General features: G+C 73.0%; 12 protein-coding genes. 4 read left to right on the plus strand and 8 right to left on the minus strand.

What is annotated here, in order from left to right:
- Positions 1–357: 357 nt before the first annotated feature.
- Positions 358–1,794, minus strand: a complete 1,437-nt coding sequence (locus ACZ5K7_RS19470) for a benzaldehyde dehydrogenase (protein ID WP_468914817.1) — start codon at positions 1,792–1,794, stop codon at positions 358–360.
- A gap of 296 nt (positions 1,795–2,090) precedes the next feature.
- Positions 2,091–3,137, minus strand: coding sequence for a LacI family DNA-binding transcriptional regulator (locus ACZ5K7_RS19475; RefSeq protein WP_351704195.1), 1,047 nt, complete (start codon positions 3,135–3,137; stop codon positions 2,091–2,093).
- 306 nt (positions 3,138–3,443) lie between these two features.
- Between ACZ5K7_RS19475 and ACZ5K7_RS19480 the strand changes: the two genes are divergently transcribed.
- Together ACZ5K7_RS19480 and ACZ5K7_RS19485 are read left to right on the plus strand one after the other, a co-directional pair.
- A complete protein-coding gene (locus ACZ5K7_RS19480; RefSeq protein WP_351704198.1) occupies positions 3,444–4,106 on the plus strand; it encodes a TetR/AcrR family transcriptional regulator in 663 nt (220 codons plus the stop codon).
- Positions 4,107–4,150: 44 nt separating this feature from the next.
- Positions 4,151–5,317: an FAD-dependent oxidoreductase gene (locus ACZ5K7_RS19485; protein WP_468914818.1), complete on the plus strand. Its 1,167-nt coding sequence runs from the start codon at positions 4,151–4,153 to the stop codon at positions 5,315–5,317.
- On the opposite strand, the gene ACZ5K7_RS19490 is transcribed toward ACZ5K7_RS19485, so the two are convergent.
- Positions 5,292–5,972 (minus strand): TetR/AcrR family transcriptional regulator, encoded by a 681-nt coding sequence (locus ACZ5K7_RS19490; RefSeq protein WP_468914820.1) that lies wholly within the window; start codon positions 5,970–5,972, stop codon positions 5,292–5,294. The two genes, ACZ5K7_RS19485 and ACZ5K7_RS19490, sit on opposite strands and share 26 nt — an antisense overlap.
- Before the next feature lie 103 nt (positions 5,973–6,075).
- Between ACZ5K7_RS19490 and ACZ5K7_RS19495 the strand changes: the two genes are divergently transcribed.
- Complete coding sequence (locus tag ACZ5K7_RS19495) at positions 6,076–6,633, plus strand: NAD(P)H-dependent oxidoreductase (RefSeq protein WP_351704207.1); 558 nt, start codon at positions 6,076–6,078, stop codon at positions 6,631–6,633.
- 211 nt (positions 6,634–6,844) lie between these two features.
- On the opposite strand, the gene ACZ5K7_RS19500 is transcribed toward ACZ5K7_RS19495, so the two are convergent.
- Together ACZ5K7_RS19500 and ACZ5K7_RS19505 are read right to left on the minus strand one after the other, a co-directional pair.
- The gene (locus ACZ5K7_RS19500; protein WP_468914822.1) at positions 6,845–7,726 is read right to left on the minus strand and encodes an LLM class F420-dependent oxidoreductase; all 882 of its coding nucleotides are present in this window, start codon (positions 7,724–7,726) and stop codon (positions 6,845–6,847) included.
- Positions 7,727–7,801: 75 nt separating this feature from the next.
- Positions 7,802–8,011, minus strand: a complete 210-nt coding sequence (locus ACZ5K7_RS19505) for a hypothetical protein (protein WP_468914824.1) — start codon at positions 8,009–8,011, stop codon at positions 7,802–7,804.
- Positions 8,012–8,163: 152 nt separating this feature from the next.
- Here ACZ5K7_RS19505 and ACZ5K7_RS19510 point away from each other — a divergent pair, with 152 nt between their 5' ends.
- A complete protein-coding gene (locus ACZ5K7_RS19510) occupies positions 8,164–9,138 on the plus strand; it encodes an alpha/beta hydrolase (RefSeq protein ID WP_468914826.1) in 975 nt (324 codons plus the stop codon).
- A gap of 21 nt (positions 9,139–9,159) precedes the next feature.
- On the opposite strand, the gene ACZ5K7_RS19515 is transcribed toward ACZ5K7_RS19510, so the two are convergent.
- From ACZ5K7_RS19515 to ACZ5K7_RS19525, 3 genes are all read right to left on the minus strand, one after another.
- Positions 9,160–11,094, minus strand: coding sequence for a right-handed parallel beta-helix repeat-containing protein (locus ACZ5K7_RS19515; RefSeq protein ID WP_468914828.1), 1,935 nt, complete (start codon positions 11,092–11,094; stop codon positions 9,160–9,162).
- A 184-nt stretch (positions 11,095–11,278) separates the two neighbouring features.
- Complete coding sequence (locus tag ACZ5K7_RS19520) at positions 11,279–11,737, minus strand: (2Fe-2S)-binding protein (protein WP_468914830.1); 459 nt, start codon at positions 11,735–11,737, stop codon at positions 11,279–11,281.
- Between the two features lie 31 nt (positions 11,738–11,768).
- Positions 11,769–13,823 carry a xanthine dehydrogenase family protein molybdopterin-binding subunit gene (locus ACZ5K7_RS19525; protein ID WP_468914942.1) on the minus strand — a complete coding sequence of 685 codons (2,055 nt, stop codon included), beginning with the start codon at positions 13,821–13,823 and terminating at the stop codon, positions 11,769–11,771.
- Positions 13,824–13,970 lie beyond the last annotated feature (147 nt).

Raw genomic sequence — 13,970 nt, forward strand, 5'->3', positions numbered from 1 at the left:
TCTCCTCTTGCGGAAGGGGAACGGGGACCCGAGCGCGGGCGCGACGCGTTCGGGCCGCTCGGCGGGGCGGGCACGTCGACACGGGCCGCTCGGCGGGGCGGGCACGTCGACACAGGCCGCTCGGCGGCGCGGGCACGTCGACACGGGTCGGCCGGCGCGGGGGCCGGCGGCATGACAAAAGCCTCCCTGGGGGATCGGGATCCGCACCAGGAAGGCTCACGTGATGATCACCATTCTAGCAGCAGGGCACGAGGCCGTGGGGCCGGTGGCAGCCCCACGGATGACGGTCCTCACGCGCGGGCTCCAGGGCGAAGCACGCCCTGGCCCGGTCTGCCCGGTCGGCTCGGTCGGCGCTGCTCAGAAGGGGTACGGCGCCACGTCCCCGCGCACGGTCGTCCACCGCACGTCCGTGAACGCCTCCAGGTTGGACTCGCCGCCGAACCGTGCCCCGGTACCGGAGGCGGCGACTCCGCCGAAGGGGGCCACGGCCTCGTCGTTCACGGTCTGGTCGTTGATGTGGACGATGCCGGTCGGGATGCGTTCGGCGAGGTCCAGGCCGCGCGCCGCGTCCCGGGTCACGATGCCGAGGGAGAGGCCGTAGGCGCTGTCGGCCGCGAGGGCGGCGGCCTCGTCGGCGTCGGCGAAGGAGCGGACGGGCGCGACCGGCCCGAACACCTCCTCGGCGTAGGCGGGGGTTCGGTCGTCGACGCCGGTGATGACCGTGGGCCGGTAGAAGAGGTTTTCGTGGGTGCCGCCGGCGACGAGCCTCGCACCCCCGGCGGTGCTCGCCTCCACCAGGCCGTGGATCTTGGCGAGTTGACCGTCGTCGATGACCGGACCGAGGTGGACCTGCTCGCGGTGCGGGTCGCCGACGGCGAGGGAGTCGGCCTTGGCGGCGAGCCTTTCGACGTACTCCTCGACCAGGGAGCTGTGGACCAGGTGCCGTCCGGTGGTCATGCAGATCTGGCCCTGGTGGAAGAAGGATCCCCACGCGGCGGTGGAGATCACCGCGTCGAGGTCGGCGTCCTCCAGGACGATCAGGGCGGAGTTGCCGCCGAGCTCGAGGTGGGCGCGCTTCAGAAGGCGGCCCGCGGCCTCGCCCACCGCGCGGCCGGCGGCCGTCGATCCGGTGAAGGAGATGACCGGCACCCGCGGGTCCTCGACCAGCGCCGCACCGACGTCGGCCGCGCCGGGCAGCACCTGCAACAGTCCCTCCGGCAGCCCGGCCTCGGCGAAGACCGCGGCGAGGGAGAGCCCGCCGCAGACGGCGGTGCGCGGATCCGGCTTCAGGACCACTCCGTTGCCCAGCGCGAGGGCGGGCGCCACCGACCGGATGGACAGGATCAGCGGCGCGTTGAACGGCGCGATCACCCCGACCGCGCCGACCGGGACCCGGCGGGTGTACGACAGCCGGGGCGCCTCGCTGGGCAGCACCTGGCCCGCCGGGCGGGAGGCCAGGGCGGCGGCCTCGTAGCACTCCTGGGCGGCGACGTGCAGCTCGAAGTCCGCCTTGCCGGGTATGGAGCCGGACTCGCGGACGATCCACTCGCGCAGCTCGTCGGCGTGCTCCGTGAACAAGTCGCCCGCGCGGCGCAGGACTTGGGCACGCACGAAGTGCGGTGCGCGGGCCCAGTCGCGTTGCGCGGCGCGGGCTGCCGTGGCGGCCGGGGAGACGTCCGCGGGGGCGGCCAGGGCGACCGTGCCGAGCGTGTCGCCGGTGGCGGGCTCGGTGACGGCGTACTGCGGGCCGGACAGGGCGCTCGCCTGCCAGGTCTTCGGGTCGAGCAGCGGCATGACGGCTCTCCGATCGATCACCGGGGTGGCCCGGCCCACGGCGCCCGTGAGCCGTTTTGTTGAGCCCGCAACATCCTAGGGCCTGTCTGACAATTCCCGTCTGCCTCACGACGCCATGCACGAACTCTCGCCGCACCGGGCGCAGACCCGAGTACGTCCAGTACGAGGGCCTACGCCCGGCCCGCCGAGAGCACGCACCTGACGCCGCGAGGCCGCCCTCCGGGCGACGACGGGAATGGTCAGACAGGCCCTAGTCAGGGGGCCCGGAAAAGCACCGCCCCGACCAGGGTGGCCCCTCAGCTGGACTCGCGCCGTATCACCGTGGCGCCGAGCACCTTGTGCGTCTCCGGCGCGCCGCCCGGGTCGCGCACCACGCGGTCGACCAGTTCGGCGAGGTCACGGCCGGAGGGCAGTTCGATACGGATCGTGGAGAGTCTGGGCCGCAGCAGCCGGCCGAGCATCAGGTCGTCGGCGCCGACCACGGCGGTGTCCTCGGGAACGCGTACGCCCTCGTCCTGGAGGGCGCGCATTAACAGCATCGCGTACTCGTCGTTGTACGCGAACACCGAGTCGATCTCCAACTCCCGCCAGCATGCCGCGAGTCGGGCGGCCGACTCCTCCGTGTAGCCGAGGGACAGCTCGGTCACCGTGGCGTCGGTGCCGTACAGGGCCCGGCGGACGCCTTCGAGGCGGGGCCCGGAGTAGGTCTCCAGGCCGGTCTCCTCGGGGACGACCACGCCGATACGGCGCCGGCCGCGGGCGTACAGATGCGCACCGGCACAGCGGCCGACGGTGTCATGGTCCATCAGCAGGGCGTGCGCGCCGTCCACCCGCTCGGGGCCCAGGGTGACCACGGCGCGGGCGCCGGCCCGTTTGAGGACGGTGACGCCCTCGGTACCGAGTCCGGCACCCGGGACCAGCACGGCGACCGGCCTCAACTCGGCCCAGGCGCGCGCGGCTTCGTCACCGCGCAGGCCCGCCGTGCCGTACTGGACGACCGTGTAGTCGAGGCGGCTGAGGGCCCACTGGAGGTCGGTGATGAACTGGCCGTACAGGGGGCCCATCGGGATGGCCGGGGCGGGCATCAGGACCATCCGGCTGTGGCCGGCGCGCAGGCTGCGGGCGGCCGCGTGGGGCACGTACCCGAGTTCCTTCGCGGCCGCGTGGACCCGGCGGCGGGTGGGCTCGCTGATCCGTACGGCACTGGTGTTGTTGAGGACGTAGGAGACGGTCGCGCGGGAGACGCCGGCCAGACGGGCCACATCGGCGCTCGTGGGGACCGAGCGCGGAGTCGGCGACGCTGCCGAGGGCGTTTTCGGTATCTGCACCATGACGTACGGCATCTTGGCAGAAGGCCGGGGAGGGGGGCCCGGCGGGGCAAGGTGGTTCACCGTTGGACGAATTGGGGCCGCCACACCACACCCACGACACCCGCCGCGCCACGTCCACGGCACCCACCGCACCACGCCCACGGCACTCGCCACGCCACGCCACGCCCACGGCACTCGCCACGCCACGCCACGGCACTCGCCGCGCCACCCCACACCCACGGCACTCGCCGCGCCTCTTCCTCGCACTACGCCCCACCTTCGGGCGAACATGTTCGTCACGTACTTGTTCGCAACGAACATGTTCGTTACAGTCGAGACATGCCAGCAACCCCCCGCTCCCGCCGGGAGCGTCCCGCCAAGCCCGCCCTGACCAGGGAGGGCATCGTCAGCGCCGCCGTGGACATCCTGCGCACCGAGGGGCTGCAGAAGGTCACCATGCGGCGTCTGGCCCAGGAGCTCGACACCGGCCCGGCCTCGTTGTACGTCTACGTCCGCAACACCGCCGAGCTGCACGCGGCGGTCCTGGACGAGCTGCTCGGCACCGTGGGCCCGGCCCCGGCCGAGGGCGACTGGCGGGAGCGGCTGGAGCGGGTGCTCGTCGCCTACACCGAGATGCTCCTGGAGCATCCGAGCCTGGCCCGCTCCGCACTGACCGCGCGGCCGCACGGCCCGCACTACCTGAACCTGATCGAGACCCTGCTGGGCCTGCTCGCCGAGGGCGGGGTACCGCGCGAGCGGGCCGCCTGGGGCGTCGACCTGCTGCTCCAGCACGCCACCTCGACCGCCGCCGAGCATGCGGGCGTGGAGTCCCAGGAGGAGTGGGACGCCCTCGCACGGACCCTGCGCGAGGCGTCGGACCACACCCACCCGCACATCGCCGCCGCCTCCGGCGAGCTCTTGTCGGGCGCCCCGGAAGCTCGCGTCTCCTGGGCGTTCCAGGCGCTCGTCAACGGCATCCAGCACACCGCCGTACCCGACTGACCTCCACCACCGCCGTACCCGGCCGACTTCCACAGGAGACCACCATGTCCACCCCCCACCACCCCATCGCGATCATCGGCGCCGGTCTGGGCGGGCTCACGCTCGCCCGGGTGCTCCGGCTGCACGGCATCGAGGCGGCCGTGTTCGACCTCGACGCCTCCGCCACCGCCCGCACCCAGGGCGGCATGCTCGACATCCACGACGACTCCGGACAGGTGGCGCTGCGCGCGGCCGGGCTGTACGACGGGTTCCTGGCCCATGTCCACACGGGCGGCCAGGCGACGCGGGTGCTGGACCGGGACGCGCGGGTCCGCCTCGAAACGCCCGACGACGCCGACGGCGGCCGGCCGGAGATCGACCGGGGCGATCTGCGCCGGCTCCTGCTCGGCTCGCTGGCCGAGGGCGTGATCCGCTGGGGCGCGAAGGTCACCGGCGCCCGTCCGCTCGGCGACGGCCGGCACGAGGTGACCCTCGATGACGGCGCCTCCTTCACGACCGATCTGCTGGTCGGCGCGGACGGCGCCTGGTCACGGGTGCGCCCGCTGCTCTCGGACGCGTCGCCCGCGTACACCGGGATCTCGTTCGTGGAGGCGGACCTGCCGGACGCGGACGTACGGCATCCGGTGAGCGCCGAGGTCGTCGGCGGGGGCTCGCTGTTCGCGCTCGGCGCGGGCCGGGGCTTCCTCGCCCACCGGGAGAGCGACGGCAGCCTGCATGTGTACACGGCGGTGGAAGCGCCCGAGGAGTGGCTGGACGGGATCGACTTCGCCGACGCCGACGCCGCCAAACAGACCGTCCTCCAGCACTTCGACGGGTGGGACAAGAGCCTGCGGGCGCTGGTCGCGGACGCCGAGGGCGCCCTGGTGCCCCGGCGGATCCACGCCCTGCCGGTCGGGCACCGCTGGGACCGGGTACCCGGTGTCACCCTGCTCGGTGACGCGGCCCATCTGATGTCGCCGTTCGCCGGCGAGGGCGCCAACCTGGCGTTGATCGACGGCGCCGACCTGGGTCTCGCGCTGGTCGCACACCCCGGCGACACCGAGGCCGCCCTGGCCGCCTACGAGGAGCGGATGTTCGCGCGCGCCGAGCGGTCCGCGGCGGAGTCCGCCCGGAGTGGCGCCCTGCTGTTCCGCGCCGACGCGCCGCAGGGCCTGGTCGACATGTTCGCCGCCCACGGGGCGGACGTCAGCGGGGCGGCTCCGTCCGCGTGACCCGGGCCACCAGGTCGACCCAGCCCGCCTCCAGGCGCTCCATCGGCATCCCGCACTGCCTGGTCAGATGGTGGACCAGGGCCGGGTCGAGGTACGCCAGCAGCGTCTGGGCGAGCAGTTCGCAGTCGGCCTCCGGCTCGATCCGCCGCAGCAGCATCGTGACATGCGTGCGCAGCGCCTGCACCGGCGGATTGCTGTGGCGCCGGGTGGGCTCGGGCTGGGCGGCCAGCTGGAGGTCGAGCTGCTCGGTCGCGCGGTACAGCACCGCGATGCCGAACGCGCGCAGCCGCTCGACCGGCGGGGCGCCGGGGCCCAGCGGCGGCGGTCCCCCCAGGAAGTCGGCCTGGAGCCGACGCGAGGAGTGGTCGAGCAGCGCCATCAGCAGTCCGGTGCGGTCGCCGAAGCGGCGGAAGACCGTGCCCTTGCCCACCTCGGCCGCCGCGGCCACCGCCTCCATGGTGACGCCGGCCACGCCGTGTTCGGCGATCAGCCGGGCGGCGGCCTCCAGCAGCCGGGCACGGTTGCGGGCCGCGTCGGCGCGCAGGCACGGTTCTTCGGGGGCGGGCCCCACCTCGAGCAACTGGGGTGTGTCGAAGGGCTCCTGGGGCTGCGGGAAGGGCGGCAGGACGCTGGACATGAAGACAGCGTAAAGCATCGGGAACAGAACTGGACCGCGGTCCGTTTGAGGTGTTAGAAATTAACCGGACCCCGGTCCGGATTCGTAACAGCAGTGTTTCAGCCCCCCTTGGAGTTCCCCCATGTCTGTCCGCATCCTTGCGCTCGTCGGCAGCCTTCGCGCCGGTTCGCACAACCGCCAGCTCGCCGAGGCGGCCGTCAAGCTCGCCCCCGAGGGTGCCGAGGTCGAGGTCTTCGAGGGCCTGGCCGACATCCCCTTCTACAACGAGGACATCGACGTCGAGGGCAGCGTCCCGGCCGCCGCCGCGAAGCTGCGCGAGGCCGCCCAGGCCGCCGACGCGTTCCTGTTCTTCTCCCCCGAGTACAACGGCACGATCCCGGCCGTCCTGAAGAACGCCATCGACTGGCTGTCCCGCCCCTACGGCGCCAGCGGCTTCGGCGGCAAGCCGGTCGCCGTCATCGGCACCGCCTTCGGCCAGTACGGCGGCGTGTGGGCGCAGGACGAGGCCCGCAAGGCCGTGGGCATCGCCGGCGGCAAGGTGATCGAGGACATCAAGCTGTCGATCCCCGGCTCGGTGACCCGCTTCGCCGAGACCCACCCGGCCGACGACTCCGAGGTCGCCGCCCAGCTGACCGAGGTCGTCGCGCGTCTGCACGGCAACGTGGGCATCGCCGCCTGAGGCACCGCCTGACGAAGGGGCCGGGGCTCGATGAGCCCCGGCCCCTTCACGTCTCAGCCGATCACGTCTTCACGTCTGGACCGATCACGTCTCGACCGATCGCATCTCGGCCGATCGGGTCCCAGTCGATCGCATCTCGGCCGATCGGGTCTCAGACGATCACATCTCGGCCGATCGGGTCCCAGTCGATCGCATCTCGGCCGATCGGGTCTCAGTCGATCGCGCCGAGCCGTTCGACGGCGGGGGCCACGAAGCTCTCCATCCACCCCGAGGTCTCCCCCAGGCGCGGGCCCACGATGACGGTGTCGACGCCGAGCTTGGCGTACCCCTCGATGTCCCGGGTGAAGGCGTCCAGGTCTCCGTCGGTGGCCGCGTCCCCGGTGTACGCGATGGTCTTGCGGATGGTGTCGTAGTCGCGCCCGACGGTGTCGCAGTGCCCGCGCAGCACCTCCAGCTTGTGCCGCAGCTCCTCCGCCGAGGAGGGAATCAGATTGCAGGCGTCCGCGTACTGGGCGACCAGCCGCAGGGTCTTCTTCTCTCCCCCGCCGCCGATCATGATCTCCGGATGCGGCGAGCTGACCGGCGCCGGATTGCAGAGCGTCTCCGCGAGCCGGTAGTGCTTGCCCTCGAAGGGGCCGTTGTTCTCCGGATCCCACATCTGCAGGCAGATCCGCAGGGTCTCCTCCAGCCGCTCGAAGCGCTCCGCGAGCGGCGGGTACGGCACGCCGAGACCGTGGTGCTCACGGTCGTACCAGGCGGCCCCGATACCCAGCGTGGCCCGCCCGCCCGAGACCACGTCGAGGGTGGTGGCGATCTTGGCGAGAAGTCCGGGGTGCCGGTAGGTCACCCCGGTCACCAGGGCGCCGAGCTGGACGGTGGTGGTGCGGCCGGCGAGGTAGCCGAGGGTGGTGTAGGCCTCCAGCATGGGGTCCTCGGCGCCGCCGTTGAACTCCATCTGGAAGTAGTGGTCCATCACCGAGACCCAGCTGACGCCCGCCGCCTCGGCCGCGGCACCGGCGGCGGCGAGTTCGGCACCCAGTGCGGGGCCGCCGCCAGGATGGTTGAACCGGTTGATGTGCACGCCCACGCGCATGGCCGTTCTCCGTTCCACCCGGATCGTGTTCTGTCCGTCCGACGCTAGAACTTCGAGCGCTCTCGAAGTCAAGGTTCAGATGTCGCCGCACGGCCGTGTCCTCGGCGCGTACGGGCCGGCGACGATGGTGACCGCGCGGACGAGCACGAGGAGGCCGAGGATGACCGACAGCCCGTAGGACAGGCCCACCAGCCGCTTGAGCGGGCCGCCGATGAGGAAGTCCACGGCGACCAGCAGGCTCAGGCCGACTACGGCCGGCGGCCAGGCGACGACACGGCTGGACAAAGGGGCATGAAAGGGTGGGGAAGTCGGATCGATACGGTGGACCACCCGCCGGATGGCGGGGAGCTTCCGCCGTCCGGCGGCCCCGGCTGCCGGCGGGGCGCGCGGACCATGGCCGTACGAGCCGCAGTGCACCACCGCCGCGAGGAGCCGCCATGACCTCCGTACCGCCCCCGTTCGACCCCGAACTCGCCGCCGCCCTGGAGCTGATCCGGGAGATGGTCTCCCCGGGGTTCACGCTGGACGAGATACCCGCGGTCCGGCAGAACGAGGGGATACAACTGCTCGCCGACATCGACCTCACCCTGGACGGGGCGTTCGAGGTGGCGGACCGCACGGTGCCCGGCCCGGTGGGCGCCCCCGAGATCTCCCTGCTGATCTGCCGGCCCACCGCCCCTGCCCGCCCCACCCCGCTGCCGGTGATCTACCACGTGCACGGCGGGGGCATGGTGATCGGCAACAACCGGGTGGGGGTGGACCTCCCGCTGGCCTGGGCGCGGGAACTGGGCGCGGTGGTGGTGTCGGTGGAGTACCGGCTGGCGCCCGAGCATCCGCATCCGGCGCCGGTCGAGGACGTGTACGCCGGGCTGCTGTGGACGGCGGAGCACGCGAAGGAGTTCGGCGCCGACGCCGAGCGGATCGTGATCGCCGGGGCGAGTGCGGGCGGCGGCCTCACCGCGGCCCTGGCCCTCCTTCTGAGGGACCGTCAGGGACCCTCGGTCGTCGGCCAGATGCTGATGTGCCCGATGCTCGACGACCGCAACGACACCCCGTCCAGCCACCAGATGAAGGGCCTCGGCGTCTGGGACCGCACGGCCAACGAGACCGGCTGGACCGCCCTCCTCGGCGAGGCCCGCGGCGGCCCCGACGTCTCCCCCTACGCGGCCCCGGCCCGCGCCACCGACCTCACGAACCTCCCTCCGGCCTTCCTCGACGTCGGCTCCGCCGAGACCTTCCGCGACGAGACGGTCGACTACGCCTCCCGCATCTGGCAGTCGGGCGGCATCGCAGAACTCCACGTCTGGCCCGGCGGCTTCCACGGCTTCGACGGCTTCGCCCCCCAGGCCGCCCTGTCCCAGTCGGCGAGGGCGGCCCACCTGGAGTGGCTTCGACGACTCCTGGCGGACTGAGAATCGGCGAGGGGCGGACAGTCAGCGCAGCCCCAGTGTCCGGCGGTACGGCGGCCTTGGGCCCGCGTTGGCTGTGATGGTGGCGCAGGTGGGGAGGGATGCGCAGGGGTGGGTCGGGGTGAGGAGGGTGTTGTGGATGAAGTGGAGGTGCTGGGGGTCGCCGCAGTCGGGGGCGGGGGGCCAGGCGCCGGGGTAGGGGCGGCGGGCGAGCCAGCTGGGGACCTTGTCGTCCCAGTAGTTGTTCACGTAGCGGATGTTGCGGACCGGGCGGTTGCCCCAGTTCTCGCTGCAGCCGCCGATCGAGGCCACGTAGTCGTGGACGACGTTGTCGCGGACGGTGATGCGGTTGCTGGAGTCGTCGGTGTAGATGCCGACGTTCCAGACGCCGTGGGCGCTGTCGGTGACGGAGTTGCGGGCCACCAGGGCGCCGTCCGGGTAGGAGGGGCCCTGTTCGCCGCGCAGGTAGATGCCGCCGCCGTCGGCCAGCAGGCGGTTCGTGGCGAAGACCCGGTTGCCGAGGACGCGGTTGCGGCGGGTCAGGCCGCGCAGGTCCTCGCTGGGACCGGAGAGGATGCCGGTGTACGGGACGTGGTCGACCTGGTTGTGGGCGATGAGGGTGTCCTGGGTGGCGCTGTTCCAGATGCCGGAGGCCGCACGGTACTCGGCGCCGACGTGGTGGATCCAGTTGTCCGTGACACGGTTGCCCGTGTTCGTGCCACGGGTCGCCGGGGGCAGGACGCCCAGGGCGATGCCGCCGTCGGAGATGTCCGTGAAGACATTGCCGCTGACCGTGTTGTGCGAGCTGTCGGCGGCGAAGTCGACGCCCTGGGCGCCCAGATGGGTGAAGCGGTTGCCGGTGAGGGTGATGTGCTCGGCGTGCCGGAAGGTGACGTTGCCGGGCACTGTGAGGGCCGTGATGTCACCCCCCTTGCCGGGGCGCATGTACATGCTCCAGGCGGCGGCGAAACCGGCCGGCTCGTTCGGCGCCAGCCAGGTGGCGTGGGCGAAGGTCAGGCCGCGGAGGGTGAGGTCGCGCACGGGGTGCGCGGCGGAGCTGCCGGTCCCGCTGAGCAGGGTCTGGAGGGTGGGGGCCGTGACCTCGGTTCGGGTCATGTCCTCGCCCGGGCGGGGGCGGTAGAGCAGGGTGTGGTGGGCGGGGCGGGATCGGTCCAGGTACCAACTTCCGCTCCCGCCGAGGAAGTTCGGGGCGTTCTCCACGTCATGGGTCTGTGTCAGGGCGTCCGCTCCGTACAGGGCGCGGGCCATCCTCCAGCACGGCTGGTCCATGGTGATCGTGGTCCTGCCGGTGGCGGTCGCGGAGATCCCGGCCACACCGCACCGGCCCTCCACGTAGTCGTAGCGGTAGACGACTTCGAGGTCGGCCGGGTGGCGCCAGGTGAGCGGGGTCCTGCTGGTGGTGGTGTAGCCGGTGGCCGTCAGTTTCAGCTTCCCGGGCAGGGGTGCGCCCCGGGCCGCGCGCGGGGCCCGGCGGCCGTTGACATACAGCTGACGGATCTCCAGGGATCCGACGTCGGCCCGCCGGACGCCGGGCTGCCCGGGGGCCGGGCGCCAGCCGGTGACCGGGCGGCCGCCGCTGAGGGTGACCTGCTCCTGGTGCGCGGTGCCGTAGCCGTACGCCTGGTAGACGACCCGGTGGCCGTACCGGCCCGAGTCGGCCGGGGTCAGGCGCAGGGGGGCGGTCAGGCGGTAGGTGCCGCCGCGCAGGCTGACCGTGATGTCCGCGGTCATGCGCGGGGCCAGGGCCCTTACCGCCCGCTGGGCGCGGGCCGGGGTGGCGAAGGGGTGGTCGAGGGTGCCGGGCCCCTGGTCGTCGCCCCAGGGAGCCACGTAGAGCCGGGTGGTGGATGGATGGTGCGGGACCGGTGCGCCGGCCGTCGATGCCAGTACGGCCGCCACGGCCAGGGCGGCGACCGCACTCCCCCGTGCTGTCCTCACGTGATGCCTCCCGCTCGTCGGATGGATCCATCGTGGAGCGGGGGCGGTCGCCGGGGCGTCGGCCGATCGTCTACGCGTAGGTCTCTTTGGTCGCCGCTCGGGCGACCGGAGGAGGAGTGGCGGTACGACGGCCGGTGCCGGCCGTCGTCTCCCGGCGTGGTCCTCGGCCTCGGTCGGCGCGCTCTCAGCCCCCGTTCGCCGACGCCCTCTTGATCGCCTCCCTGATCCTGGAGTAGGTGCCGCAGCGGCAGACGTTCTCGATGCGGTCGATGTCGGCGTCCGTCGGGTGCGGGGTGCGTTTCAGGAGGGCGGCGGCCGCCATGATCTGGCCGGGCTGGCAGAAGCCGCACTGGGCCACGTCGCAGTCCAGCCAGGCCTGTTGGACGGGGTGCAGGGTGTCACCGTCGGCGAGGCCCTCGATGGTGGTGACCTCGCGGTCCGCGCAGTCGGCGACCGGGACCGTGCACGGCTGGATCTCCGCGCCGTCGAGGTGGCTGGTGCAGGCGCGGCAGACGCCCACTCCGCAGCCGTACTTGGGGCCGGTGACGCCGAGCAGGTCGCGCAGCACCCAGAGCAGGGGCATGTCGGCGGGTGCCTCGACGGTGACCGGTTCGCCGTTGAGGACGAAGGAGTACGAACGCATCGGTGCCTTCTGGGAGTTGGGAGACGGCTGGTCAGAAGTCGAGGGGGAAGCTGCGGGGTTTCGTGCCGGTGGCGCGGGCGTAGGCGTTGGCGACCGCCCCCGCCGCCGCGGGGACGCCGAGTTCGCCTGCGCCGCCCGGTTCCCCGCCCGAGGGCAGGACGTGCGCCTCGAACGCGAGGGGGGCGTGTCGCTGGCGGGCGTAGTGGAAGTCGGCGAAGCTGCCCTCGCGCACCGCACCCCGGTCGATGTGCAGGCCGGCCCGCAGCACCGTGGAGATGCCGTCGACGGCGGTGCCCATCAGCTGTGCCTCCAGGCCGCGCGGGTTGACGGCCGTACCGACGTCGGCGGCCATCACCACCTTGGTGACGCGGGGGTTCTTCGGGTCGGTGGCGTCGATCTCGGCCAGGCAGGCGACGGCGGATCCGTACTCCTCGTGGACGGCGACGCCCTGTGCGGTGCCGGCGGGCATCGCGCGGCCCCAGTGGCCGGCGGCCGCCGCCTTGGCGAGGACGGCTTTCACCGTCTTGCTCCGCAGGGTGGTGCGGCGGAAGGCGACCGGGTCCCGGCCCAGCGCACGGGCGACGTCGTCGACGACGATCTCCTCGGCCGTGCGCATCGTCCCGGAGTCCACCGAGCGCCAGGCGCCCAGCGGCATCGGCAGCTCGATGCCGCCCGAATCGCCGCCCACGCGGCCGAAGTTGTAGAGCCCGCTGTCGCTGGGCAGCGGTCGCACCCCGGCGGCCTGTGCGGTCAGGCCGGTCTCGTCGGAGGACTCCCCCACCGAGGCCGTCAGATGCTGGAAGGCCACCACCCGGCCGCCGGCGACACTGGCCCGGATCCGGTGGTGGCTCGCGGGGCGCATCCTGCCGTGCCGGGTGTCGTCGTTGCGGCTCCACATCAGCTTCACGGGCCTGCGGGCCGCCTTGGAGATGAGCGCGGCCTCGATGGCCGCGTCGAAGTTGAGCCGCCGCCCGAACGAGCCGCCGCCGCGCACCACATGGACCCGTACGGCCGAGGCCGCCAGCCCCAGCAGGTCCGCGACGGTGTCGCGGGCGTCCGTCGGGGTCTGGGAGGAGAACCACAGCTCGGCCCGGTCGCCGCGGACGTCGGCGACCGCGGTGAGCACCTCCATCGGGGCGTGGCTGACGAAGGCGAACGCGAACTCGCCCTCGATCTGCGTCGATCCGCGCGGCGGAGTGCCGGGCCGGGGCACCGCGGCCCGCAGCCGGGCCCGGATCTCCTTGTCCGACAGGGGCGCGAGCGGGCCGGCGGCCCAGGTGATCCGCAGCGCGTCCCGGCCCTGGAAGGCGTGGTGGAAGGTGTCCGCCACCACGGCGACACCGCCGGGGATCCGCACCACCGCGTGGACGCCGGGCAGGGCGCGGGCCGCCGTGTCGTCCAGGGAGAGCAGCTTGCCGCGCAGGGTCGGCGGCCGGGCCACCACCGTCGGTTTCGCCCCGGCGACCGCCAGGTCCCCCGCGTACTTCGCGGCACCGGTGACGATGTCCCGGGCGTCGATCCTGGTCGTCGGTTTCCCGATCACCCGGTGCCGGGAGGCCGGCTTGGGCTTGCTGGACACCTCCGGGACGTGGATCCGGGCGGCGCTCGCGGTGAGGGAGCCGAAGGTGGCCGTCCGGCCGTCGGGGGCGACGACCCGGGTGTTCCAGGTGCGCAGGGTGTGGGCGGGAAGCCGCCAGCGGCGGGCGGCCGCGGTCACCAGCCGGGCGCGCGCGGTGGCCGCCAGCCGCCGGGCCGGGCCGTACAGCGAGCTGACCGAACTGGACCCGCCGGTGTACTGGTTGCCCTTGCTACGGGCGTCGGCGAGCGGGATCCGCACGTCGGCGAGGCGGGCGTCGAGCTCCTCGGCGATCATCATCGCGACGGCGGTGGTGATGCCCTGGCCGACCTCGACCCGGGGCAGCCGTACGACGACCTGGTTGGCGGCGGTGACCTCCAGGACGAGCATCTCCTCGTCGGTGCCGGTCACCACGACGTCGGAGGCCGGGGTTGCGCCGTCGGCCCGTGGGGCGTCGCAGCCGAGCGGGGCGGCGACCGTGAGGGTTCCCGCGGCCACCGTGTAGACCATGAATCTTCGGCGGGACGGTCCGGCGGCGGCCCGCGCGGGCTCGTTGCGGTCCAAGCGAGGGCTCCTGTCGGTCGGTGCCTGTGTCGACGCTGTGTCTCGACAGCTAGGAGGGACGGGCGTCCGTAACGGTTGCCTGCCGCGCCCGGC

This window comes from Streptomyces sp. NPDC031497 (assembly GCF_055580905.1).

Coding starts and splice junctions, on each gene's coding strand:
- ACZ5K7_RS19500 (WP_468914822.1), bottom strand. CDS start 7,726: ATGCGCGTGGGCGTGCACATCAACCGGTTCAACCATCCTGGCGGCGGC.
- ACZ5K7_RS19495 (WP_351704207.1), top strand. CDS start 6,076: ATGTCTGTCCGCATCCTTGCGCTCGTCGGCAGCCTTCGCGCCGGTTCG.
- ACZ5K7_RS19520 (WP_468914830.1), bottom strand. CDS start 11,737: ATGCGTTCGTACTCCTTCGTCCTCAACGGCGAACCGGTCACCGTCGAG.
- ACZ5K7_RS19490 (WP_468914820.1), bottom strand. CDS start 5,972: ATGCTTTACGCTGTCTTCATGTCCAGCGTCCTGCCGCCCTTCCCGCAG.
- ACZ5K7_RS19480 (WP_351704198.1), top strand. CDS start 3,444: ATGCCAGCAACCCCCCGCTCCCGCCGGGAGCGTCCCGCCAAGCCCGCC.
- ACZ5K7_RS19510 (WP_468914826.1), top strand. CDS start 8,164: ATGACCTCCGTACCGCCCCCGTTCGACCCCGAACTCGCCGCCGCCCTG.
- ACZ5K7_RS19485 (WP_468914818.1), top strand. CDS start 4,151: ATGTCCACCCCCCACCACCCCATCGCGATCATCGGCGCCGGTCTGGGC.
- ACZ5K7_RS19525 (WP_468914942.1), bottom strand. CDS start 13,823: ATGGTCTACACGGTGGCCGCGGGAACCCTCACGGTCGCCGCCCCGCTC.
- ACZ5K7_RS19475 (WP_351704195.1), bottom strand. CDS start 3,137: ATGCCGTACGTCATGGTGCAGATACCGAAAACGCCCTCGGCAGCGTCG.
- ACZ5K7_RS19470 (WP_468914817.1), bottom strand. CDS start 1,794: ATGCCGCTGCTCGACCCGAAGACCTGGCAGGCGAGCGCCCTGTCCGGC.